We start from the raw sequence: 24435 nt of genomic DNA, 5'->3' as shown, positions 1-24435 counted from the left end.
CCAAATTGCAATTAAAACTTATCATCATTTTTAAATATATTTCAAATGCAAACACAAAACCAGATTGAAAACTTCCTTTTTCAGGGAAAATTTGACGCGGCCAGAGAATGCCTAAATAACGGGGAAAAATTTAACGATCAATATCTTAAAAACAATTTTTCTCAAATATCAGCCAAAATTATTGAAGCCAAAGAAATTGATTTCATTGAAAGACTAATTAAAGCCGGATTTATCGAAACCGACATTTATGAATTAGACAGTTTTGACCAATCGATTTTTAGTCCTTTAACCCGATATTTAAAAGATGACGACGAATCGATCATTTTTTTCAAAGAATTGATGTCGAAAATGGATAACCTTAACGACGAAATCAGCGACAAAACTCTTCTTGGTTATTTTCTTGAAAAAGGAATTTCGCCAAAAATAGTTCAAGTTTTAGTTGAAGATTTTGGAGCTAACACACAGTATAAGAACAATGCAGGAGAAAATTTTATCTATAACATTTTGAATACTTATGGTCTTGATCCAGAAAAAGTAAAAGAATATATTACCATTTTGATCAATAATGGCGTTGACATCAACGAGAAAAATATTGTTGGAACTACTCCCTTAATGTGCGCAGTTAAAAGAAATCGAAAAGAACTTCTTCCATTTTTACTAGAAAACGGTGCCGATGCCAACGAAACCGACAACCAAAACAATACTGCTTTTTATTATGCTGTTGCAGAGCAGCTTTCGTATGATATGTACGACGCTTTAGCATCTGTCTCCTCGCCAGATTTTAATATCGTGAATAAAGACGGACGAACTTTGTTTACTAATTTCATCAGTTCTGTTTCTGTTTCTCCAAACGATATAACTTTTTTAGAAAGACTTTTATCTGATGGTGCTGATGTGAATTTCTGCGCGCAATATTACGGACAACCCAAATCAGGAATTGATTTTATTGTCGAAAAGAAATCGGATATCTTGAAATCGGTTTTAGAGAATGTTTCTTTAGATGTGAACGAACAAGACAATCAAGGAAATACCATTTTGCATAAAGTCTGCGCTTACAATGTCAACTACGATGCAGAAATGGCTAAAGAAACCTATAGAAAAGTGAAATTATTACTAGATCAGGGCGCAGATATTTCGATTACGAACGATAAAGACGAAACGGCCTTGATGCTTGCCTCTGGAGACAACCTGAAAATTAAAACGGTTGAGCTTTTAATGAAACAATAAAACAATCATTTACTAAAATACCACATACATGTCAATGTCATTTATAATTGCCTGTGAAAACGGCAACCGAAAAATAGCCGAATTACTGCTTCAAAATAAAGAAGTAGATGTAAAATATACAGATGAAAAAGGAAGAACGGCTCTTCATTACGCCGCGCACAGAGGTTATCTTGATATCGTAAAAATTCTAACCGAAGATGGTGCAGATATTAACTACGAAGATCATCAAGGAGAAACGTCTTTGTATTTTGCTTGTCTTCAAAAACAGAAACAAACGGCCCTGTATCTTTTGGAAAATGGTGCTGACATTACCAAAAATGATAAATACGGAAATAGTCTTCTGCATTTAGTTGTTCAAACGGCTCAAATCGAAATTGCAACAAAGTTGCTTCAATGTGGAGTCGATGTTAATTTACTGAATAACAATGGAGAAACTCCTTTATTATTGGCTTCAGCAAAACTAAATCGAGAAATCATTCAATTGCTTTTAGACAATAAAGCCGATATTAATGTAACCGATAAACAAGGAAATACTCCATTACTTTATGCTTGTTATACCAAATCGATTCCGATGGTAACTTTGCTTTTAGACAACGGCGCTAATATAAACTATACGAATCATTCTGGTGAAAATGCACTTTTAATTGCCTGTTATGAAACCAATCGAATGTTAGCTAAATTATTGATTGAAAGAGGATCAGATGTATTTACTTCTAGTAATAATGGATATTCTCCAATTTGGTACGCCTGCGCGAATAATCAAAAGGAGATTGTCTCTTTATTTTTAGAAAATGGAGTTGATGTAAATTACAGTAAACCTGTTGCGGGCGATACCTCATCTATGAATGATTATTTGGATTGGATTGTCAGCGCTACTAATATTTCTAACGAATCTAGTTTTACACTAAACAGTTCTTATAATTATGGCGGAGAAAGTCTTCTGCATGTAGCAACCAAAAAAGGCAATCTGAGTATGGTAAAATTGCTTATCGAAGCTGGAGCAGACATCAACATTCAGGACGAATCTGGAAATACGCCTTTACATTACAGCGCAGCCAACGGAAAGAAAGATGTTGTAAAATATCTATTGGATAATAAAGCCGATGCTTCTATTGTAAATGTGAAAGAGCAAAAAGCAATTGATTATTCAAACGTAAAAGGCTTTAATGAAATTACAGAATTGATTCTGAAATATGCGCCTTCGGGAACAGTTGTAAACCCAATTCAAACAACACAAACTGAAACTTCAAAAGCAGACGCTTTAAATTCGATGGAAACCAAAAAGAAAGCATTATTAGACTTAAAAGAACTTTTGGATGCTGGAATTTTGAATTCAGAAGAATTCGAAAGTGAAAAAAGTAAAATTTTAAAAGGATAAATAATAAAATGAATTTAAAAATGAAAAAAATCTTAAATACCACAATTCTATTCTTAGTATTAATCGCTGGAAGTTTAGTTTCTAGTTCTTGCACCAATCTTTCGCCAGAAAAAACCTTTGAAATAGCTGTTTTAAATTCGAACTTATTATCTCGTTTTGGAAGTAAAGAAATCAATGAAAAACTGCAATCTGAAGCACAGATTTATGATGAAAACCAAAAAAAGATGGTTCCTTCTTCTTACTACGATGCTTTTAAATATGATATTACCAATTTAGAAACTCGTTTTCAAACTATTAAAGATATAGCCGAAGATGATGACAATAAAGAACTTCTTCAGGCCTCAAAAGATTTATTCGCATATGCGATTGCCAAACAAAAAGAAGGTTATTTACCAATTGCAAAGCTGAAAGACGAAAAAGCTTCACAAGAACAAATACAAAAAGCAATTGCCGATTTCGACGCATCAACACAAAGCGAAATTGATGCAAAGTTTACCAAATTGATGAATGTTGCACAAGCATATGTAGATAAACATAATATCAATGCTAAAATAGGTATTTGAAATCAAATATCTTGATGAATGATTTTAAAAAGTAATAAGAATAATGGCAAAGAAAAAGAAAACACTTCCCAAGAATTTTAACGAATTAATTGAAAAGAAAGACATTGAAGCGTTAAAAACGGTATTTGAAACTTGTGAATTGGATGCAAGGGGCGGCTACGGAAAAACAACAGCATTAAGCTTTTGGGGTATTCCTGATGAGCTTATACATTGGCTAGTGCAAAATGGCGCAGATTTAGAAGCCGTTGATACTTATAACCGTACTGCATTACATCAAAACACAATGATGCGCACTGGCAAGGTTTCAACTTTATTAGAACTCGGTGCAAATGTACATGCAAGAGACAATTATGGAGATACGCCTTTACATTTTGCTGCTGGAAGCGGTTTTAATACAGATGCCGTTAAAAAACTGATTGAATATGGAGCAGATATCAATGCTTTGAATAACTACAAACAAACTCCTTTAGAAAGAGCGTTGATTAGAGCAAGCAACATTGACCTTCCAAATTTGGCCGAAATATCAAAAATACTTTTAAAGTCTAACAGCGAAATAACTCAAACTATGAAAGATGCTGTCATCCGAAAAGGAGAAGATTTTGAATTTCATCGAGAAAATTTCAATAAAGATTATTTAGAAGAGACAGACAATGCATTAAACGAACTTTATAAAATGTATAATGTTCCGCCTGTAAAAAGACGAATTCTGCATGATGGCGAATCGCCAATTTTTGTAACAGGAACAACTTGGGAAAAACAGTATGAAGAACTATGGGAACTCTTAATACCATCTAGTGGCAGTTCAAAAACCGTACAAGGCGAAGTGGTACGTATTGCGGGAAAAGTAAGAGATGAAATATATAGAAATGGCGGTGGAAATTGGAATATTGATTTTAAAAAAATGCTAGATGCTTTTTTTATCCATTTGTCTTCAAATAATTCATTTTCTGATAATGAACTTGCAAAAGCAGATTTAATTATAAAAGATATTCGAAAAAATGGAGATGGAGAAATCGATGAACTTAATTTTTTATGCGAACTCGCAACTAAATGGGTTCTTGCTAATACGACGCCCATTTTGCTAAGCAAACCAAATTACAAAAGATAAGATCATCAAACGCTTTGAACGACACAAAATGGTTGTTTTGATAAAATATAAAAAACTATTATGATTAGAAACCTACTTTTTACAGTCAGTATCTTAATCCTTATTGGATTTTCAAGTTGTAACAAAACCAAAGAAAAAACCGAATCTGGTCAGGTTTCAGAAATTCCGACTATTCCAGAAGTTTTTGAGGGAGACACAACTTCAATCGAAATAAAGAAAAAGCCTGAAGATTTTATTCCGAAAGGATATGTTCCTTTTGATACAATTAAAGGCGATTTTAACAAAGACGGACTGGAAGACTGCATATTAATTATTAAAGGAACAGATAAGAGTAAAATAATTCAGCATGAATATCGTGGAGAATTAGACAGAAATCGCAGGGGAATTATAGCATTATTAAACAAAAATGGTGGTTATGAATTAGCTGCTAAAAATTACAGCTGTTTTTCTTCCGAAAATGAAGAAGGTGGTGTTTATTATGCCCCAGAACTTGACCTTGAAATAAAAAACGGAAAATTGTACATAAACTATGCTCACGGAAGATACGGTTATTGGAGTTACACTTTCAGATATCAAAATTCGGATTTTGAACTCATTGGTTACGATGCAAGTAGTAATCACGGACCAATTGTACTAACAGAAACTAGCATCAATTTCCTTACTCGAAAAAAGATTGTAAACCAGAACGTAAACGAAAACACATACGACGGTGATGAAATTTTTGAAAAAACCGAAAGTAAAATCAACAAAAACAAACTTCTAAAATTATCTGAAATTAAAGATTTTGATGAGCTCGAATTTTCAGAAGAATGATTTGAAAAGACGAAATTATAAATGAAAATCAAACGTTCCTACGGAACGTAAACAACAATTTAATCGATTTGGGCTACCTATGAAATGTTCCTACGGAACAAAAAAATCTATTTCTTATCCATTTTTCGTTTTAAACATTATTTCTATTATCGGTCAAATGTTCCTATGAAACAAAATCTATATTTCTTTTCTCGTTCCGTAGGAACGTTTTATCGGTAGAAAAAAAAATTACGGTATTCAATTACGTCCTGTAAGGACGTTTGAAATTTGCGTAAACATTGAACGCAAGATAAAAATCAATAAAAAAGACTTCCTTAGAGAAAGTCTTTTTTATTATTATTTCTAAAATCTTATTATGTTTCCTTAACCGTAATAATCTTCACTGGACAAGCTTTTGCGGCCAACTCACAACTTTCGACAATTGTATGATTTGGTGATTTTAAAGTAAAAAAGCCTTTTGCATTCTGCGAATGAAGCAATACCGATTTACCATCTTTTTTTGACATTTGAAAATGAACTGGATCCATTTCAACGCAATAATTACAGCCAATGCATTTGTCTCTTTGTAAAGTAATGATAACCATTATGACTCAACAATTTTATATAATTTGTCCGACATTCTGATTCTAAACGGAAGTTTGAAAGTACAATCGTCTCCTTTTGTTGCTTTTTCTGCCGTAAGATCGTTCACAAACATTTCGTCGATAATCATTTCCTGAGCACCTGTACTTGGACCTGTTACCAAAATTTTATCTCCGACTTTAATATCGTAAGCTTCAATTTTGAATTGTCCAACTTCTGCTTTTGGGAAATAATGCGTTCCTTTTCCAACATAAACTTTCTTTTGAGTTGCTGCAGATCCAGGAATATCACTCCATTCGCCTAATTCTTGTCCCAAATAATAGCCTGACCAGAATCCACGATTGTAAACCGTATTTAAAGCTTCCATCCAAACTGCGCTTTTTTCTTTTGAGAAAGTGCCATCATAATAGGCGTCGATTGCTTCACGATACGTTTTAATGACAGTTGCCACATATTCTGGCGCACGTCCTCGCCCTTCGATTTTTAAAACCTGAATTCCAGAATCAATTACTTGATCTAAGAAGTCGATTGTACATAAATCTTTAGGCGACATCATATACTCGTTATCCAATTCGATTTCGAAACCTGTTTCCTGATCGATAACAGTATACTTTTTTCGGCAGTTTTGTTTGCAGGCACCACGATTCGCAGATGAATTATGCGAATGCAGACTTAAATAGCATTTTCCTGAAACGGCCATACACAAAGCCCCGTGACCAAAAATTTCGATTTCTACTAAATTTCCGTTCGGCCCCTTGATTTGTTCTTTTTCAATTTGTTCCGTGATTTTCTTTACTTGACGTAAACTCAATTCACGGCTTAAAACCATCGTATCGGCAAATAAACTGTAGAATTTAATGGTTTCAATATTGGTAACGTTCAATTGGGTAGAAATATGAACTTCCATTCCAATCGATCTTGCCATTGCGATTACCGCTTGATCGGATGCAATTACAGCAGTTATATTCGCTTCTTTGGCTTTATTCAATAATGTTTTTACGACAGATAAATCATGATCGTAAATAATTGTGTTTAATGTCAGATAGCTTCGAACATTTTTTGCTTCGCAGCGATTGGCAATTTCTTTTAAATCATCAATCGTAAAATTCACTGTCGATCTTGCACGCATGTTGAGTTGTTCAACACCAAAATATACAGAATCACAGCCATTATCTAAGGCAGCCTGAAGAGACTCAAAATCTCCCGCAGGAGCCATTAGTTCAATTGTATTGTTAATTGTCATTTTTGATTTATTATTCAAATGACAAAAATAATGTGGGTATAGATTAGATTTCTATGATTTTTATCATGTCTATATTTTAAAAATTATTCGTAGAAGTATTAATAATCGTTGTCGATATCCGTTGTGTTCCTGCGGTTGAAACCGCAGGCTATATTTTTCTTTGTGTATGTTTTGTCAAATATAGCCCGTGGTTTCAACCACGGGGAACGTATCGTTAGACATTGCAATTTCAATTGCAGGAACATAATCGCTGCGGATATCCGTTGCGTTCCTGCGGTTGAAACCACGGGAAACGTATTGTTTAGTCAAGCATTCTATTTATCTAATCCATGCAATTTTACAAAATCATCAAATTCATCTTGTCCATTTTTCTTAAGATGATGTTGTTTTTGATTTTTAATGTAATTGAAAACAGCATCTAGCTGAGATTCGCTGACAGAGAAAGCACCAAAACCAGTTTGCCACGCAAATTTTTCAAGGATAAATTCTCCTCTATTCATAAAATGAGAAGAACTTCCTTTGATTTGCTTTACAATATCTGTGATCGTTCTTTGTGGATTTTGTAAAAATAAAACATGCACATGATCTGGCATTCCATTAATGATTCTAACTGGGCAACCAAGTTCTGTTAACTCTTGCCAAATGTAATCATAGAGAGTTTTCTCAATTGAAAAATCAATCAGATCCTTACGGTTTTTGGTAGCCCAAATTACATGAATCCATAATTTGGTAAACGATTGTGACATAAATAAATTAGCATAAAAATTTTGCTAATTTACAATTTTATACAATTTATCTGACAAACGAATACGAAATGGAACCTCAAAAGTAACCTTATCACCAACTTTAGCAGATTGAGTTTCTGCTCCGTTAACAATGATTTTGTCTAAAATCAATTCCTGATCTCCAGTTGTTGGACCAGAAATAAGGATTTTATCACCGCTATTTAATTCTTGATTTTCTATAGTGAATTGTCCAACTTGCGCTTTTACATAATAATGTTCAGCTTTTCCAAGAAGTACTTTTTTTACTTTTATTTTCTGACGGATGTCAGCTGGTTTTTGCGCAGTTGCCAAAGCAGTCTCTGGCAATTCGCCTGAATGTTTGAATTTTAGATTTTCAGATTTTCCTTTTCGGAATACTTTGTTTCCAACTTGTTTCCCAGTTCTTAAACGAACTTGGTCAACCAATGGCATGCGGATGATTTCTAAACATTCTGTAGAACAGCAGTTTTCCATTGCCGCTTTACATTCATCACATTGAATAAATAATAAATGGCAACCATCGTTTTCACAGTTGGTGTGGTTATCACAAGGTTTTCCGCATTGGTGGCATTGCGAAATAATATCATCTGTAATTCTTTCGCCTAGACGATTATCAAACACGAAGTTTTTACCAATAAACTTACTTTCTAAACCTTCTTCTTTCAATTGTTTCGCATAGTTGATGATTCCACCTTCTAATTGATACACATTTTTGAAACCTTGGTGTTTAAAATAAGCACTTGCTTTTTCGCAACGAATTCCTCCAGTACAATACATTACCAGATTTTTATCGTCTTTGTGATCTTTAAGCTGTTCGTTGATAATTGGCAAACTCTCTCTGAAAGTTTCAACATCTGGAGTAATCGCACCTTTGAAATGTCCAACTTCACTTTCGTAGTGATTTCTAAAATCTACAACAATTGTATTAGGATCATCAAGGATTTCGTTGAATTCTTTGGCTTTCAGGTGAACGCCAATATTAGTTACATCAAAAGTATCATCATTTAAACCGTCAGCAACGATTTTGTGGCGTACTTTGATAGTCAATTTTAAAAATGAATGATCGTCTTGTTCTATAGCAACATTCAATCGTATACCTTTCATGAAATCGTAAGCTTCAAGCGTTTCTCTAAAAGCTTCAAAATTTTCGGCAGGAACACTCATCTGAGCATTTATTCCTTCGTTAGCAACATAAATTCGGCCTAATGCATCAAGGGCATTCCAGGCTACGAATAAATCATTACGAAATTTTTGTGGATCTTGAATTTTGGCATACGCATAGAAAGACAACGTAAGACGTTGTTTACCTGCATCATCGATCATGATGGCTCTTTCTTCTGCGCTCAAAGTGTTATACAGTTGCATGCTATAAACAGTTTTAAGTTAAGAATATATGATTTTTTAGATTTTCTTTAAAATCTGCGGCAAATTTAGGGTTTATTTTGAGATTAAAAATTCTATTTCCTCAATTATCTGATTTTTTTAACATCTATCAGATATTAAATGCTCCTTTTAACTTTCAATTAAAGAAATCCAACTATCAAAACACCTTAACTTTCGTTACTTGTAATTAAGCGATTACTTGTTTTGTGTAACATGCATAACTACATCATCTACAGATACCGAACGACTTATATGTCCGACAAGTGATTCAATATCTTCTTTGCGAAGACTATCACGAACATCCGAACGGGCTTCGGTAATTTTTAGGTCAATATTCTTTTCACGTAAATCAAGAAACAAATTTTTTAAAAAACGAACTCCAGCAATATCAATTCTAGGAGAAGAATTTAGATCTAATATTACCGTTTTTAAAGGAATCAATTCACTATAGATTTTTCCCCAAATTTGTTCTTTGATGTACTCGACATTAAAATAAAATATTGAAGATTCTACTCTAACAATCAAGACGTTTTCAATCTTTTCATTATCGGGATGTCTTTTCAGATCTGTATACTGTTTCGTTCCAGGAACTCTGCCCAAAAATGCAACATTTGGTTTTGATGCAGCTTTTAACAACAATAATAAAGTTACTAAAGTAGCAAGCAATACTCCAGCAAGAATTCCCCAAATAAGTACGCCCGCAAGCGCAATCATAACAACGGCAAATTCTTGTTTGTTTATTTTATAAAGATGTTGCATTTCTTTGAAATCAAAAAGACCTCTTATAGCCACAAGAACAATCGATGCCAGAATTACCGTTGGCAAATTTTGAAGATATCCTGTTAAAAACAAAAGACAGCAGGCAATTGTCGCCGAAGCAAACAAAAGTGATAACGGTGTTTTTGCACCTGCGGAATTATTTACTGCAGATTGCGACAAGCCTCCCGCGACAGGATAGCCTTGTCCAAGTGCTACAGCGGCATTGGCAACTCCAAGTGCCAAAAGCTCTTGACGCGGATTTATGACATATCCATTTTTTTGTGCCAATGTTCGACCAGCAGAAACACTTTCGATATATGATAATAAAAAACAAGCCATTGCAAGTGGCAAAACTCCTTCAACATCTCGAATTCGAAGGGCGGGAAGATGAAACTCTGGAAGTCCTGTTGGGATGACTCCAACTGTTTTAAATCCTGCGTCTTTTAATGATGTTGAAGAAATGAGAATAATCGACAAAATCACAATTAGAATAGCAACAGGCAATTGAGGAGCGATTTTTTCACCAGCAATTAATACTAAAATTGCAATTGTTCCAAAAAGAAAAACGCTCATATTCATATCTGGAATCTGCTGAAAAAGAATTATAATTCGTTGTACGAAATTATCTCCACCGCCCTGTACACCAAATAACTTGGGCAATTGCGTTAAACCAATTGTTATCGCCGCTCCCGCTTTGAATCCGACTAGAACTGTTTCGCTAATAAAATTAATAATGCCACTCAATCTCAAAAAGTAAGCTATTATAGCCATTCCGGCAAAGACCAATGCTGTAAGAGAAGCAATTTCCGACCATCGCTGAACATCTCCATTTGCCATACTCGCTATAGTCGTTCCAATTAATAATGAAATCGCAGATGTCGGACCAATTGCAAGTTGTCTACTTGTTCCAAAAAAAGCATAAAATATTCCGCCAAGAAGATAACCGTAAATTCCGTATTGCGGAGGTAATCCAGCTAAAGTTGCATAAGCCAAAGACACAGGAATTCCGTAAGCCGCAAGAGTTATTCCTGCAACAAAATCCTTTTTTAGGTCCTTCTTTTTGTACTCTTTAATCCAGTCTCCAGCAGGCAAAAATTTAGAAGTCATAATTAAAATGGCTAGACATAGCTGTAAAAAGTTAATCTTTCTCGTTGAGCAATGCTTTTTTTACTTCATTTAGTTCGGCAATTTTTTCGGGGCTAACTTTAGGATACTCTAAATCCATTTCATCTAAAGCATGAATTATTGCAGAAGCAATTATAATTCGGGCATAATATTTATTGTCGGCAGGAATAACATACCAAGGAGATTTTTTGGTAGATGTATTTCTAATCAATTCCTCATAAGCATGCATATAATCATCCCAAAAACCACGTTCTTTAGCATCGGCTGCACTAAATTTCCAGTTTTTATCAGGATTATCAACTCTTTCAATAAATCTTTTCTTTTGTTCTTCTTTCGAAATATTCAAAAAGAATTTGATCACAATCGTTCCGTTTCTATTGAGATACTTTTCAAAGTTTCGAATATCCTCAAAACGATTGTCCCAAATATCTTTAGTTATTAATTTTTCAGGGATCTTTTGTCCTTTTAATATTTGTTCATGAACTCGAACTACTAAAACTTCTTCATAATAAGAACGATTAAAGATACCAATGCGGCCTCTCTCTGGAAGATGTTTCTGGCAACGCCACAAATAATCATGGTCTAATTCTTCAGAACTTGGTCCTTTAAAAGAAGAAACTTGACAACCCTGCGGATTGATACCCGACATGACATGCTTAATCGCGCCGTCTTTTCCGGCAGCATCCATTGCTTGAAAAATAAGAAGTACCGACCATTTATCCTGTGCATATAAAGTATCCTGCATAGCAGCCAGCGCTTTAACTCCCATTTTTAATGTTTCTTTTACTGCCGATTTATTTTCGGCACTATCGTAAGAAGTAGGTTTACCTTTTAGAGTAAAATCTTTATCGTCGCCTATACAATATTGCTCTGAGAATTTTTTTGCTCGATGTAGCAGTTCTTTTTTAGTTATTTTTTTTAAATCACTAGAATCCGACTCTAAATCTTTGTTTTTTTTCTTGTTATTCTTTGACATAGTAGAAAAGTTATGAATTAATATTCCTGCCTTTTTTGAATAAATCATTCTTACAAAATGCAGTTCATCGATATAAGGTGTCTTTTTATCTATATTCTCACTACTTACTGAAAACCAGATAAATAATATTTTAACTAAAATTAGCAAAATTCGCACAATATTTAATCAGCTAACCAAAAAATCGCTAACTTAGCTCTTGCACTTTATTGGTTTTTAGTTAGTTGTGTATAATAAATTTTAATCAAAAATTTTACAATGAACAAAATCTACTCCTCAGCAATCTTACTAAGTCTTTTGATGTTTTCTTGCAAAAAAGAAACACCGTCAAGCCCCAAACCACTAGAAATTTCAGTTACGACTGTTTTACAGCAAGATGTAAAATTAGAATCTGAGTATACGGGGCAGACTTTTGGTCAATCTGATATACAAATCAATCCCAGAGTTGATGGTATTATCGAAAGTATGAACTTCAAAGAAGGAAGTTTTGTTAAAAAAGGACAATTGCTTTACACTATTGATCCTTTACCGTATAAAGCCAAACTTAGTGAAGCCGAAGGAGTTGCAGCAGAATCGCAAGCACGTTTGTCCAAAACAAAATCAGATTTGGATATGATAACGCCATTAGCAAAGTCGAATGCGGTTAGCCAAAGAGAATTAGTATCTGCAAAATCAGCTTACAGTGCTTCGCTAGCGCAGATAAAAGCTTCTTCTGGTTCAGTGCAAAATGCAAGAATAGAATTGGGCTATTGCCAAATTACTGCACCAATCTCAGGACTAATTGGTTTGTCCAAAGTGCGGGTTGGCGATTATGTAAGACCTGGACCAGCATCCGTTTTAAATACAATTTCTGATCTTGGAGATGTCAGAGTTCGTTTTACTATAAGCGAACAGGAATTTCTTCGTCTTTACAGAGAGTTCAACAAACCCAATTCAGATTTAAAAGGGTCTGGAGCAACTGTTTCCATAAAATTATCAGACGGTTCAGTATATCCTCAAACAGGAAAAGTAAGTTTTGCCGACAGACAAATTGATCCATCAACTGGTGCGATTACATTTGAAGCGGCTTTTCCAAACCCAGATAAATTACTTCGTCCAGGTCAATATGTAAAAGTTGCGCTGTTAACAGACATTCGCAAAGAAGCAATCGTAATTCCGCAGCGCGCCGTTATAGAAGTGCAAGGTATTTATCAAGTTTACGTAGTAGGCAATGATAATAAAGTACAAATGCAAATCGTAAAACCTGGCCCAGCAATTAAAAACGGATATATTATTGAAGAAGGATTAAAACCTGGCGACAAGATAGCCATGGGAGGTACTTCTTTATTGAAAAACGGAAGTGTTATTACTCCCAAAAACATTCAATGGAAATTGGGCGATCCTGAAACTGTAACTGCAAAGTAATCTAAATCACATACTATTATGGGAGAATTTTTCGTACGAAGACCAATCGTTGCGATCGTAATCAGTATTATAATTGTGATACTTGGATTACTGGCATTGCAAAAAACACCTATTTCGCAATATCCGGATATAAATCCGCCTGTTGTAAAAATCACTACATCTTTTACTGGAGCAAATGCGTTGAATGTTGAGCAAGCCGTTGCTACTCCTATTGAGCAAAAAGTGAATGGTGTTGAAAACATGTTATACATGAAATCTATCAATACCTCTGATGGTGCTTGTACCATTGAAGTTACTTTTGACGTAGGAACAAATCTGGATAATGCCAACATGCTTACCCAAAACAGACAAAATCAATCAGCTCCTTTTATGCCTTCGAGTGTAAAACAACAAGGGGTTGTAGTAAAAAAATCTTTGTCATTTCCGATGATGTTGTTCACTGTTACGTCTACCAATCCGAAATACGATGCTAAGTTTTTAAATAACTATGCGAGTATTAATATCGTAGATCAATTGGCTCGTATAAAAGGAGTTGGAGAAGTAACTCTTTTTGGAGGTAGCGATTACTCCATGCGTATTTGGTTAAAAGCAGATATGATGAGCAAACTTGGCGTAACTGTCGATGATGTCAAAAGTGCTCTAAATGCGCAAAACATGATTAGCCCGGGAGGAAAATTCGGAGCAGAACCTGCACCTCCAAATACTGAATTTACTTATGGAGTAACTCTTCAAGACCGATTAGTTACTGAAAAAGAATTCGGGAATATTGTCGTACGAAGTAAAGAAGATGGAGCACAAGTTCTATTGGCTGATATTTCCCGAATCGAATTAGGAACAGAAAACTATAGCTCAAGTGCAAGACGAAATAGTTCTCCAAGTGCTGTTGTGGCGATATACCAAATGCCCGGAAGTAATGCGCTTGAAGTAGCCGAAAATGCGAAAAGCACTATGAAGCAATTAGCCGAAAAATTTCCGCAAGATATCGTATATCAAGAATCTTTAGATACAACACTTGCCATTACTGCTGGGGTTGATGATATTGTTCATACCCTTTTTGAAGCCATTATATTAGTTATTCTTGTAGTGTTTATTTTCCTTCAAAACTGGCGCGCTACTTTAATTCCGTTAATTACAGTTCCAGTTTCGCTGATTGGTACCATTGCGGTTTTCCCAATGTTAGGATTTTCTATTAATACACTTTCCCTTTTAGGATTAGTATTAGCAATTGGAATTGTGGTCGATGATGCCATTGTGGTTGTAGAAGCCGTAATTCATCATATTGAACATGGGAAAAATCCACGAGAAGCAACAATTCAGGCTATGAAAGAAGTTTCTGGACCTGTAATTGCGATTGCATTAATTCTATGTGCGGTTTTCATTCCAGTGGCGATGACACCTGGTATTACAGGACGTTTCTACCAGCAGTTTGCCATAACGATTGCTGTCTCGGTCGCCTTTTCGGCATTTAGTGCGCTATCTCTAAGTCCCGCGCTCTGTGCTATGTTATTAAAACCGACCAAACCAATTGACCAGCAAAAAGGATGGCTTGCTAAATTCTTCTCTTGGTTCAACAGAGTTTTCGAAAATGTAACTGGAAAATATATTGGTGGAGCCACATTTTTTGCCAAAAAAGCCATTCGTATTGTTATTTTATTGGCTGTTATACTTGTTTCGATTGTTTTCTTAGGAAAAAAGATTCCGCTTGGATTCATTCCTGAAGAAGATCAAGGATATGTTTTAGTGAATATTGCCTTGCCGCCTGCTTCATCATTACAGCGTACAGATGAAATTTCTAAAAAGGTGGACAGTTTCTTAAAAGAAGAAGAATCTATTTTATCATACACCACAATAAATGGATTTAGTATGCTTACAAACTCCTATCAGCCAAATAATGCTTTTATTTTCATCTCACTTAAACCTTGGGAAGATCGAGCAGAAACCGCTAAACAGTTTGTAGATAGATTCAATAAAAAACTAGCGACTCAAATTACTACTGCGACCTGTTTCTCATTTGGTCCGCCAGCGATTCAAGGTTTGGGAGCTTCGGCTGGATTTAGTTTAATGCTCCAAGACCGAGGAGGGAATCCGCCTCAATATTTGGCCGAACAAACGCAAAACTTTATAGCTGCCGCACAGCAGCGTCCTGAAATAAAACGAATTTACACAACTTTTAATGCTGGTACGCCCCAAATTAAATTGGATATCGACAATGATAAAGCAATGAAATTAGGAATACCCGTTTCTAAAGTCACCGAAGCACTCGGGGCATTTTTAGGAGGAAGTTATGTAAATGATTTTAACCGTTTCGGACGTCAATATAAAGTTTATGTACAAGGTGAAGCCATTAATCGTGTGAGACCAGAAGACTTAAACCTGATTTACGTCAAAAACAACAAAGGCGATATGCTTCCAGTATCAACATTAGTCACCGCAACAAAAGTTACTGGTCCCGACTTTACGAATCGTCTGAATTTATTCCGATCGGCAGAAATTGGAGGTAGTCCAAATGATGGCTATAGTAGTGCTCAAGCCTTAACTGCTTTGGAAGAAGTAGCCAAACAGACTTTACCCGCAGATATGAGTTACGATTACATCAACTTATCTTATCAGGAAAAGCATTCACCTGGAGGATCATCGGTATTTATTATGGCATTGGTCTTTGTATTCTTAATTCTTGCCGCGCAATACGAAAGCTGGAAGTTACCTTTTAGCGTATTACTTGGAGCGCCTTTTGCTGTATTTGGAGCATTTTTAGGGCTTCTTTTAGCAAGATTTGGAAGCGATGCATATGTGAATAACGTTTTTGCACAAATCGGACTCGTTCTCCTCATTGGATTGGTGGCTAAAAATGCCATTCTTATAGTTGAGTTTGCCAAAGAAGAATATGAAAAAGGAAAACCTCTGTATGAATCGGCAATGTATGCAGCCCGACTTCGTTTCCGACCGATCTTAATGACTGCTTTTGCTTTCATTCTCGGGGTAGTTCCGTTACTAACCGCTACAGGTGCAGGTTCGCAAGCTCGTATCGTAATGGGAATGGCGGTATTTAGCGGTATGTTAATCGCCACCATTTTAGGAGTATTAATTGTACCCGGTCTATTTGTAATGATTGAAAGAATCGGGAAAAAGAAAGATGAAACAATCGTAGCGACAGAAAATAATGTAGAATCAAATACTACAGATCATGAGTAAGAAGTACAAAATAATCGTCATTATTTTAGTCTTATCCTTATTTCCTGTGGGATGTATGGTTGGACCAAAATATAAAAAGCCTGAACAATTAAAATCAGAGTCTTATAAAAACGAGAGAAATTTAGACAGCGTCGCTTCGGTAACCAATTTGAAATGGTTTGATCTGTTTAATGATGATGTTTTAAAGGATCTGATAACAAAAGGCCTTCAGAATAATTATGATCTAAAAATTGCTGTTTCAAGAATAGAACAGCTTCGTGCAGAATTGGGATATGCCAAAGCAGATTTACTTCCCGCTTTTCAATATGGAGCTACGATAAACAGTAATGAAAAATACATTACTCCATCGACTGCAGGAGCTAGTATGTCTTGGGAACTTGATTTCTGGGGAAAATTTCGTCATGAAAACAATGCTGTAAAAAATGAACTTCTAGCGACTGAAGAAGCTCGAAAAGTAGTGTTATCAGAAATTGTTGCGAACATTGCTATAGCATATTTCCAAATGAGAAATTTTGATGATCAGCTAGAAATCACCAAGCAAACCCTTGAAACGAGAGAGAAGTACTATGCAATTATAAACGAGAGATTTACAAAAGGGTACATTTCTGAAGTTGATAAAGTACAAATCGAACAGCAGGTTGCTATTGCCGAGGCCGCAATTCCTAACATTCAAAGACAAATAACTTATTACGAAAATACAATTGCGTTGCTTACTGGTCAACTTCCTACTGAAATTCCTAGAGGAAAAAGTAATACTGAATTGCAGATCCTCAGTAAAATTCCATTATCGATTCCATCTGCTTTATTAGAAAACAGACCAGATGTAAAAGCTGCGGAATTAAGATACGCAGCGGCAAATGAAAGAATTGGTGTTGCTCAAGCCATGCGTTTTCCTTCTATTAATCTAGCGGCCATTGCCGGATTTGCGAGTGCCGATTTAAGCAATCTATTCTTAGGAAGTTCTTATATGCAAAATGCTTCCGGCGGAATTGCAGGTCCTATTTTTGCATTCGGAAAAAATAAAAGAAGAGTTGAAATAAACAGACAACAGGCAGAACAGTTCAAATTTCTTTATCAAAAAACATATATTGGTGCCGTTTCTGAAGTAGAACAATCCATACAAAACGTTAGAACTTATCAAGAAGAATGGAAAGCACGTAACAGACAAGTTCAAGCTGCTTTAATCAATTACAAACTATCTTATGAAAGATATGACAGCGGTTACGTTTCATACCTAGAAGTTTTGGATGTAGAAACTAACCTTTTTAATGCTCAATTAAGTCTTTCGCAATTATCCGAAAGACAATTAAGTTCAATGATCGAATTGTACAAAGCACTTGGCGGGGGATGGAATCTCTAAGGTTCTGAGATTCTAAGCTGCTAAGGTTCTAAGTTTTTTGAACCGAAACGCATAAAAAACAAAAAGCACTATTTTCATAGTGCTTTTTGTTTTTTAAATCTTTGTCACTTCAATCCTAAACTTAGTATCTCAGAATCTTAGCAACTTAGTATCTTAAAAATTAGCAGAACTCGTTAAACGCATCCTGTAAATTCTCAGCGATTAATTCAGCTGGACGTCCTTCGATGTGGTGACGCTCTAACATGTGAACCAATTCTCCGTTTTTAAACAAAGCCATAGATGGCGAAGATGGAGGAAAAGGGAACATATGTTGTCTTGCAGCATCAACAGCTTCTTTGTCAACACCTGCAAAAACAGTAATTAAATGATCTGGTTTTTTAGCATTATCCAAACTCATTTTTGCTCCTGGACGTGCGTTTCTTGCAGCACAACCACAAACAGAGTTTACAACAACTAAAGTGGTACCTTCAGCTTTGATAGCATTCTCAACAGCCTCAGCACTATGTAAATCTTGAAAACCTGCAGCTGTTAATTCAGCTTCCATTGGTTTTACCATGTCTAGTGGATACATATTTTTGTCTTTTAAAATTTTACTTTTGAACTGCAAAGTTACAAAGTTTACTCGCAACTAGTTAATTTGAAGTATAAAGTTTTGTTATAGTTTAATATTAAATTTTATATAGTACGTGTTCTCTCTTTTTACGTCAATTTTTCAGCAATCCCTTCGGTTTTCTCTTTTGATTTTTTATGCGAAAACTGATAATTATATTTTTTCAAATGACTATTCCTACTTTGTACTTTATGCTTAGTAGTTAAAACTGTTTCTTTATTTTCTTCAGAAATTTCAATTGTCGAAAGATAACTGCTGAAATATTTTTTTAAAGCATTAATATTATCTACCCCAACAGAATAAATGGTCTTTTTGCCATCATACTGTACAGTAACCAGATTTGCTTTTTTTAACTCCAGCAAATGCTTAGATATCGTGGATTGCGCCAACGGAATTAATTCAACTATTTCACCACAAGTTCTATTATTTCTTTTCCATAAAAGAGTCATAATCTGAATTCGAGTTGCATGACCAAGAGCTTTACAAATTTTACCTATCTCCTCTGTTTCTTTATCAAATTTTAAATGTTTTGTAATTCCCATTAAATCGCCAATTGGTTTATTATCGTAAACAATCGATCATAATTGATAAACAATATCTTTTAGTTCGTTTCTCTATAGATTAGCAAATCTAAATGTAATTGAACTTTCCAACAGCCTCTAAAAGTTTTTGGAATGGGAAAATAAGACATTTTTATAGTCTCAACTTTTTTTAAGAAACCAGAATTTACTTGGTATCAACTATTTTTTGCGATAAAACATTTAAGATCTATCTTAATCGAAACTTCTTTTCGAAATCAGAAGGACTACTTGATTAAATACTGCATTTTAGAAAACGAAACATACTTGTCAATTGGAAGTCAAATCAATTTTATTTACTGAATTTCTTCTGATAAGGATAAGTTTCATAGACCGTATTGTCTTCATTAATCGAAAATCCTTTTGCGGCATCTTCTCTTGCCAAGCCAACTAGAGCTATAACATCATCCTTAGGTTTTCCTTGCTTGAGCCAACAAATCGCTTTATAATATTTAACATCAGAGAATTCAGGATAGATTTTTAAAGCTTTATCAAAAATAGCAATCGCCTCATCCCATTTTTTGAGTTCATATTTTGCAATTCCCTGATAGAAATAAGCTGTCGGATGTTCTAATTGCTGCCTGTTTTTGTAAATATCGTTCACATAATCATCCAAAAGCTTTTCTGCTTTTTCATATTCGTTTAACTGAAGATAACAGATTCCTTTATAAAAGCTAAAAGAATGATCCATAACATAGCTATTTCCATACAGTTTTATGGCTTCATCAAAATCTACGATAGCATCTTTATACTCATGAGAAAAAATGCATTTTATAAAAGCGCGATAAGAAAGCCATCGTTCTTTATTATAGAAAACAGCTTTATCTAGAAAAGGCATACCAACTTCGTACTTTTTACATTTAAAATAAGGCATGGCTTTCTGCTGCCATAAATAGGCAACAGTACTGTCTTTTTTCAAACCTTGATCAAGACAATCTTGCCATTCAGTCATTTCAAAAATATAATTGTGTTTTTCAGCGCAATTGCTTAAAAATTCTTCCACAATAGCATCATGTGCCTTGTTTGTCGAAACTTGACCGAAAGATAAAAGAGTAAAAAATAAACTAAATCCTAAAATAATGTTTTTCAATGGTTATGTTTTTGAGTTAAACTTATTTGAAAGAAAAATCACTCTAAATAACGCTTTAATAAACGGAATTTTTGGACACTTTAAAATAACTTTAACATCTTCAAAAAAACTCGTTTCTTCATCTAAAAACTTGAAAATCAATTTCGGATTTCCTTTTTTAAACAAAGAAGAAAAAATAGAACTTCCCAATTCGTTATGACGATAGAGAATATCCAAAAGCAATAAATCGTAAAACCAAAATTTGGATTTTTTATGAAACAATTTCATACTGAGCGATCCCGATCCTTCGGGAGAAGTATCATTCTGAATAAACCTCACCAATTCCGACGATTTTTTGTCTGAGTTTTTAAATGTATAACCTGTACTCGCTTTTGTCCAGCCGCCAGCCGTACCAATATTCAACACTCGTTTGGTATTTTTTCCCCAGAAAGGATAACACGTCATCGGGATACTTCCCTGCTCCTTTTCCAGAATTTCATATTGTTCGATTCCGAGGTTTTTCAGATAAATTTTAATCTCGTTTTCATATTCTTCTTTTGGAAGAAGTTTTTCCGAAAACAAAGTATATTCAACCAAAGCTTCTGTTTTTGAAGTTGGCAAAACATACATAAATCTTGTATTTCCTTTTTGTTCAACAGAAAAATCCATGAAAGTGACTTCTTCTGAATTGAAAACTCCTTTTTCGGTTTTTACAAACCAGCCCACAAAATGCTGCTGCAAAACGGGATATTTGTTTTGCCTTTCGGCTAAAGCCTTAGTATAAATACTATTGAAAAGATAGTTGCAAGTAAATCGATTTTCTTCTGTTCCAACAAAAACGTGAGTTTCCAATTCGTTGATATCGGTTACTTTTTCGTTTAAAAAAGTAATATTCGGTTGTTTCAAAATAGCCTCAAAAACGAAATCATAAAAATCTAAACCCTTGATTTTATTGTATGAATAAGGTTTTAAGTCTAAATCACGTTTGAAATTTTCATTGGCAAACAAAGCCAAATCCCATTTTTTTGAGATAACCGAATTCCAAACACTTTCTTCTTTTTCCCAAAAACACCAAGTTCTGTCATTGATTTTCTTCGAATCCTGATCTAGAAGCAAAATAGATTTATCAGAGAATTTCTCAGACAAAATCATTTTATAAACCGTCATCAAAGATGCTAGTCCAGTTCCTGTAAAAATGTAGTCGAAATGTGGGATTTGCGAAGAATTCATTCTCAAAAATAAGAAAATTTACTTTTCCAGATTTTCCAAAAGGACTTTAAAATCTTTGAGCGCCAAATAATTGTTGTATTGAAAGATAATTTCATTCTTATCATTCAAAACACATAAAATGGGATAAGCAATTTGGTTGTTTATCTTTCCAAGCTCCAAAGCCAATTCATGAACACCAATATTATTTCCCGAAGGCTGGTATTTGAAAGTATGATTTGCAAAATTAATATCTCGTTTTTCTTCCGCATTGAAATCAATGAAATAGAAATCTGAGTTTAATTTCTCTGTTATTTCCTGATTTTTAAAAGTTGTCGCTTTCATTCTTTGGCAAAACTGACACCAATCGGTATGGATGAAAACAATGATTTTTCGTTTTTGAATTTGCTGTAAGCTGTCTATTTCTTCAAAAGTTCTGCTTTTCAATTGGCAAAATCCTATTGAAGTTATTCCGAAGAAGAGAATAAATAGAAATAGATTTTTCATTATTATTTGTTTTTTTAGCCATTGATTAAAAGAATTAGAAAGGATTTTTTTCACTTCGTTTGTCACCCTGAGCGATCCCGAGGCTTCGGGAGAAGGGTACTCCAATTGGAACGGGGCTTCGACTTCGCTCAGCCTGACAGAGAAATAATCTTTCTGAAAAAATTTTAAACACATAGAAACATAGATTTTTTTTGCTTTTAAAGATTACAAAAGAAGCTAGCTTCCACACATAACTATGTGAATTGACGCAAGTGAAACGCCTTTTTACACAAAGTTAAACTATGTTTCTATGTGTTTAAAAAAATCACCTAAAAGTATATCGCAATCCCAAAAACCCGCGAATTGTTTGGTTTTGACCATAAACATAAGTCGTATCAAATGTTAATCCGTATGGATTGTCTGGCGTTACCAATACTTTTCCAGCTGAATCATATTGTACATTTTTATCAAATGGATCATTCGTTCTTGAAATCAAAAACGGATTATTTTGCATTGGTGTAAAGTTCAGCAGGTTTTTAATTCCTCCATAAACTTCAAAATCTTTCCATCCTGAATAAGTAAACTGAATATTCTGAATACTATACCAAGGCGATTTCGGACTTCTCGGATCTGTCTCGCTCAGCAAAGGCAATTTCATCGGACTGTAAACATTTCCCGTATAATCCATAGATAAATTCCAAGGTTGAATTTTGTATGAAACACTCCAAGTTCCAGTGAAATTCTCTGTTAGAAATGGTCTTTCAGAAATTCCGTTCTCCACATTTTTGTTATCCAAAACCGTTGCTCCAACAATAAATTTTAATCCAGATGGAAAATTAAGATCAATATTTGTGCTAATTCCTTGACTTAAAGCGTAACCATCAATATTGTCGTAGATAATTTCGTTTGGATTGGTTTCATAATCTGAAATAATCTTATTGCTGAATCTCGTATAGAAAGCAGTCGTTTCAATTCCCATAAAGGTTCCGTTTCCAAAATTGATTTTCTGGATATAATTCAAATTCACGTTTACAGATTGTTCTGGTTTCAAATCATTTTTGATAATAACATCTCTTGACCCCGTTAACGCCGCGTGATCTTCGGTAAACAAATTCACGACTCTGAATCCAGTTCCAGCATTTAATCTAAAAATTGTGTTTTCATTGGCCTTAAATCTGTAAGCAAATCGCGGTGTAAAAATAGAGCCATGAATGGAATTGTAATCGTAACGCATTCCTAGCAAAACCTGACTTTTTGGAGAAAAGGTAATTTCGTCCTGAATAAAAATTCCTGGTAACCAAGTATTTTCGGCCTCTTTAGTTGCGGTTGTATTATCGTCATAGTAGGTATATCGACTTGCAATTCCTGCCAACAAATCGTTTCGTCCAATCTTTTTATCCCAAGTCAGCTGTAAAAATCCAATTTTCTGATTCGCGATATACGATGTTGTTCCATAACGGCTATCTTGATAATGAACATTTCCAGAGAACGAAAGCATCAATTTTTCTTCAAAAGGCAATTGGTAACTTCCAATTAATTCGGCTCTTTTGGTATAAATACTTTCTCCATAAATTTCATCTCCGCCACGGTATTTTTTCTCCCAACGAATATCTCCGCCCCAGCGATCTTCGTACATTCCGCGCGCTGCAATGGTAAAAAGACGATTATAATTTCGCTTAAAACTCCATTTATTAAAAACAGAAATTCGTTCAGAAAGCGTTACATCGGTAAAATTGTCTTTGTCTTTATCAATAACCTGATCGTAGTTGAAGTAATTAATTCCGATCAATGAAGTCGCTTTTTTTCCAACATTAAATTTCGTTCCTAAATCGAGATTGCTTTCAAAATAAGAAGTTGTAAAATAATCAGCAGAAAAAGTTGGCGCATTAGTTGGATTTTTAGTGATAATGTTAATCAAACCGCCAACGGCTTCACTTCCATAAAGAGACGACGCAGGACCTTTTACAATCTCGATTCGTTCCACCAAAGAATTCGGAATTCCAGACAAGCCATAAACTGTAGAAAGACTGCTCACAATTGGCATTCCGTCAATCATTACTAAAGTGTACGGACCTTCTAATCCGTTTATATGAATATCGCCAGTGTTGCAAACACCACAATTCAGTTGCGGACGAACACCGTTTATGTTTTGAAGTGCGTCGTAAATACTTGGCGTTGGATTTTTCTTGAAGAAAACTGGCGAATAAACCTCAACTGGAACAGCGCTTTCTAATCGTTTTACAGGTTTTAAAGTTCCCGAAACTACCACTTCGTTCAATTCATTTTGATCTTCTTCTAATTCAAAATCCAAGTTCAGATTTTCATTTTCTAAAACTGAAATTCTTTGGGTTACAGATTTGAATCCAGTCGAAGTCACTTGTATTTTATAACTTCCTTTTGGAATATTTTTGAGTATATAAAAACCCAAAGAATCCGTTTGAGTTTTAAAGTTTGTATTTAATAAACGTACCTTAATTTCTTGAACAGCAGGAATTGATGCTTCTACTTTTCCTGAGATATTTTGAGAATAAAAGTTTTTAGTTGAAAGTATTAATATTGCCAAAAATAAATATTTCATTATTATAAAATTAAATTTAGACAAAACTAAAAAT

General features: G+C 34.5%; 20 protein-coding genes. 8 read left to right on the top strand and 12 right to left on the bottom strand.

The window, feature by feature from the left end; genetic code table 11:
• The first annotated feature begins 45 nt into the window (after positions 1–45).
• From DM444_RS05970 to DM444_RS05950, 5 genes are read left to right on the top strand one after another with little or no spacing between them, the layout of a single operon-like run.
• Complete coding sequence (locus DM444_RS05970; protein ID WP_111284889.1) at positions 46–1227, top strand: ankyrin repeat domain-containing protein; 1182 nt, start codon at positions 46–48, stop codon at positions 1225–1227.
• Between the two features lie 28 nt (positions 1228–1255).
• Positions 1256–2605 carry an ankyrin repeat domain-containing protein gene (locus DM444_RS05965; RefSeq protein WP_111284888.1) on the top strand — a complete coding sequence of 450 codons (1350 nt, stop codon included), beginning with the start codon at positions 1256–1258 and terminating at the stop codon, positions 2603–2605.
• A gap of 20 nt (positions 2606–2625) precedes the next feature.
• Positions 2626–3168, top strand: coding sequence for a hypothetical protein (locus DM444_RS05960; protein WP_162614925.1), 543 nt, complete (start codon positions 2626–2628; stop codon positions 3166–3168).
• Positions 3169–3211: 43 nt separating this feature from the next.
• Complete coding sequence (locus DM444_RS05955) at positions 3212–4276, top strand: ankyrin repeat domain-containing protein (protein ID WP_111284886.1); 1065 nt, start codon at positions 3212–3214, stop codon at positions 4274–4276.
• Between the two features lie 60 nt (positions 4277–4336).
• A complete protein-coding gene (locus tag DM444_RS05950) occupies positions 4337–5089 on the top strand; it encodes a hypothetical protein (RefSeq protein ID WP_111284885.1) in 753 nt (250 codons plus the stop codon).
• A 353-nt stretch (positions 5090–5442) separates the two neighbouring features.
• Here DM444_RS05950 and DM444_RS05945 read toward each other — a convergent pair whose 3' ends face one another.
• The 6 genes from DM444_RS05945 to DM444_RS05920 all read right to left on the bottom strand — a co-directional run bounded on the left by DM444_RS05945 (position 5443) and on the right by DM444_RS05920 (position 11921).
• Positions 5443–5673: a ferredoxin gene (locus DM444_RS05945; RefSeq protein WP_111284884.1), complete on the bottom strand. Its 231-nt coding sequence runs from the start codon at positions 5671–5673 to the stop codon at positions 5443–5445.
• Positions 5673–6914, bottom strand: a complete 1242-nt coding sequence (locus DM444_RS05940; RefSeq protein WP_111284883.1) for a peptidase U32 family protein — start codon at positions 6912–6914, stop codon at positions 5673–5675. The genes DM444_RS05945 and DM444_RS05940 overlap by 1 nt, the downstream gene beginning before the upstream one ends.
• A 314-nt stretch (positions 6915–7228) precedes the next feature.
• Positions 7229–7660 carry an IS200/IS605 family transposase gene (gene tnpA, locus DM444_RS05935; RefSeq protein ID WP_111284882.1) on the bottom strand — a complete coding sequence of 144 codons (432 nt, stop codon included), beginning with the start codon at positions 7658–7660 and terminating at the stop codon, positions 7229–7231.
• 24 nt (positions 7661–7684) lie between these two features.
• On the bottom strand, positions 7685–9043 hold the full coding sequence (gene trhO / locus DM444_RS05930; protein ID WP_111284881.1) for an oxygen-dependent tRNA uridine(34) hydroxylase TrhO: 1359 nt from the start codon (positions 9041–9043) through the stop codon (positions 7685–7687).
• A 213-nt stretch (positions 9044–9256) separates the two neighbouring features.
• Positions 9257–10927 (bottom strand): SulP family inorganic anion transporter, encoded by a 1671-nt coding sequence (locus DM444_RS05925; RefSeq protein ID WP_111284880.1) that lies wholly within the window; start codon positions 10925–10927, stop codon positions 9257–9259.
• Between the two features lie 31 nt (positions 10928–10958).
• Positions 10959–11921 carry a polyphosphate kinase 2 family protein gene (locus tag DM444_RS05920; RefSeq protein WP_111284978.1) on the bottom strand — a complete coding sequence of 321 codons (963 nt, stop codon included), beginning with the start codon at positions 11919–11921 and terminating at the stop codon, positions 10959–10961.
• Positions 11922–12176: 255 nt separating this feature from the next.
• Between DM444_RS05920 and DM444_RS05915 the strand changes: the two genes are divergently transcribed.
• Genes DM444_RS05915 through DM444_RS05905 form a run of 3 tightly spaced genes read left to right on the top strand, consistent with a single transcriptional unit; the run spans position 12177 to position 17874 of the window.
• The gene (locus DM444_RS05915; RefSeq protein WP_111284879.1) at positions 12177–13322 is read left to right on the top strand and encodes an efflux RND transporter periplasmic adaptor subunit; all 1146 of its coding nucleotides are present in this window, start codon (positions 12177–12179) and stop codon (positions 13320–13322) included.
• An 18-nt stretch (positions 13323–13340) separates the two neighbouring features.
• The gene (locus DM444_RS05910) at positions 13341–16514 is read left to right on the top strand and encodes an efflux RND transporter permease subunit (RefSeq protein WP_111284878.1); all 3174 of its coding nucleotides are present in this window, start codon (positions 13341–13343) and stop codon (positions 16512–16514) included.
• On the top strand, positions 16507–17874 hold the full coding sequence (locus DM444_RS05905; protein WP_111284877.1) for an efflux transporter outer membrane subunit: 1368 nt from the start codon (positions 16507–16509) through the stop codon (positions 17872–17874). Before DM444_RS05910 ends, DM444_RS05905 begins: the two co-directional genes overlap by 8 nt.
• 160 nt (positions 17875–18034) lie before the next feature.
• On the opposite strand, the gene DM444_RS05900 is transcribed toward DM444_RS05905, so the two are convergent.
• From DM444_RS05900 to DM444_RS05875, 6 genes are all read right to left on the bottom strand, one after another.
• Positions 18035–18445 carry a BrxA/BrxB family bacilliredoxin gene (locus tag DM444_RS05900; RefSeq protein WP_111284876.1) on the bottom strand — a complete coding sequence of 137 codons (411 nt, stop codon included), beginning with the start codon at positions 18443–18445 and terminating at the stop codon, positions 18035–18037.
• A 128-nt stretch (positions 18446–18573) separates the two neighbouring features.
• Positions 18574–19026, bottom strand: coding sequence for an ArsR/SmtB family transcription factor (locus tag DM444_RS05895; protein ID WP_111284875.1), 453 nt, complete (start codon positions 19024–19026; stop codon positions 18574–18576).
• Between the two features lie 328 nt (positions 19027–19354).
• The gene (locus DM444_RS05890) at positions 19355–20152 is read right to left on the bottom strand and encodes a tetratricopeptide repeat protein (RefSeq protein WP_111284874.1); all 798 of its coding nucleotides are present in this window, start codon (positions 20150–20152) and stop codon (positions 19355–19357) included.
• Between the two features lie 3 nt (positions 20153–20155).
• On the bottom strand, positions 20156–21361 hold the full coding sequence (locus DM444_RS05885) for a lycopene cyclase family protein (protein WP_111284873.1): 1206 nt from the start codon (positions 21359–21361) through the stop codon (positions 20156–20158).
• 18 nt (positions 21362–21379) lie between these two features.
• The gene (locus tag DM444_RS05880; RefSeq protein WP_111284977.1) at positions 21380–21844 is read right to left on the bottom strand and encodes a thioredoxin family protein; all 465 of its coding nucleotides are present in this window, start codon (positions 21842–21844) and stop codon (positions 21380–21382) included.
• Positions 21845–22148: 304 nt separating this feature from the next.
• A complete protein-coding gene (locus DM444_RS05875; protein ID WP_111284872.1) occupies positions 22149–24401 on the bottom strand; it encodes a TonB-dependent receptor in 2253 nt (750 codons plus the stop codon).
• Positions 24402–24435 lie beyond the last annotated feature (34 nt).

Origin of the sequence: Flavobacterium ginsenosidimutans (genome assembly GCF_003254625.1) — a bacterium.
Lineage (GTDB): Bacteria > Bacteroidota > Bacteroidia > Flavobacteriales > Flavobacteriaceae > Flavobacterium > Flavobacterium ginsenosidimutans.
Note: the sequence above shows the minus strand (reverse complement) of the source record. Positions and strands in the feature narration are given on the sequence as shown.

Coding starts and splice junctions, on each gene's coding strand:
- DM444_RS05970 (WP_111284889.1), top strand. CDS start 46: ATGCAAACACAAAACCAGATTGAAAACTTCCTTTTTCAGGGAAAATTT.
- DM444_RS05965 (WP_111284888.1), top strand. CDS start 1,256: ATGTCAATGTCATTTATAATTGCCTGTGAAAACGGCAACCGAAAAATA.
- DM444_RS05960 (WP_162614925.1), top strand. CDS start 2,626: ATGAAAAAAATCTTAAATACCACAATTCTATTCTTAGTATTAATCGCT.
- DM444_RS05955 (WP_111284886.1), top strand. CDS start 3,212: ATGGCAAAGAAAAAGAAAACACTTCCCAAGAATTTTAACGAATTAATT.
- DM444_RS05950 (WP_111284885.1), top strand. CDS start 4,337: ATGATTAGAAACCTACTTTTTACAGTCAGTATCTTAATCCTTATTGGA.
- DM444_RS05945 (WP_111284884.1), bottom strand. CDS start 5,673: ATGGTTATCATTACTTTACAAAGAGACAAATGCATTGGCTGTAATTAT.
- DM444_RS05940 (WP_111284883.1), bottom strand. CDS start 6,914: ATGACAATTAACAATACAATTGAACTAATGGCTCCTGCGGGAGATTTT.
- tnpA (WP_111284882.1), bottom strand. CDS start 7,660: ATGTCACAATCGTTTACCAAATTATGGATTCATGTAATTTGGGCTACC.
- trhO (WP_111284881.1), bottom strand. CDS start 9,043: ATGCAACTGTATAACACTTTGAGCGCAGAAGAAAGAGCCATCATGATC.
- DM444_RS05925 (WP_111284880.1), bottom strand. CDS start 10,927: ATGACTTCTAAATTTTTGCCTGCTGGAGACTGGATTAAAGAGTACAAA.
- DM444_RS05920 (WP_111284978.1), bottom strand. CDS start 11,921: ATGTCAAAGAATAACAAGAAAAAAAACAAAGATTTAGAGTCGGATTCT.
- DM444_RS05915 (WP_111284879.1), top strand. CDS start 12,177: ATGAACAAAATCTACTCCTCAGCAATCTTACTAAGTCTTTTGATGTTT.
- DM444_RS05910 (WP_111284878.1), top strand. CDS start 13,341: ATGGGAGAATTTTTCGTACGAAGACCAATCGTTGCGATCGTAATCAGT.
- DM444_RS05905 (WP_111284877.1), top strand. CDS start 16,507: ATGAGTAAGAAGTACAAAATAATCGTCATTATTTTAGTCTTATCCTTA.
- DM444_RS05900 (WP_111284876.1), bottom strand. CDS start 18,445: ATGTATCCACTAGACATGGTAAAACCAATGGAAGCTGAATTAACAGCT.
- DM444_RS05895 (WP_111284875.1), bottom strand. CDS start 19,026: ATGGGAATTACAAAACATTTAAAATTTGATAAAGAAACAGAGGAGATA.
- DM444_RS05885 (WP_111284873.1), bottom strand. CDS start 21,361: ATGAATTCTTCGCAAATCCCACATTTCGACTACATTTTTACAGGAACT.
- DM444_RS05880 (WP_111284977.1), bottom strand. CDS start 21,844: ATGAAAAATCTATTTCTATTTATTCTCTTCTTCGGAATAACTTCAATA.
- DM444_RS05875 (WP_111284872.1), bottom strand. CDS start 24,401: ATGAAATATTTATTTTTGGCAATATTAATACTTTCAACTAAAAACTTT.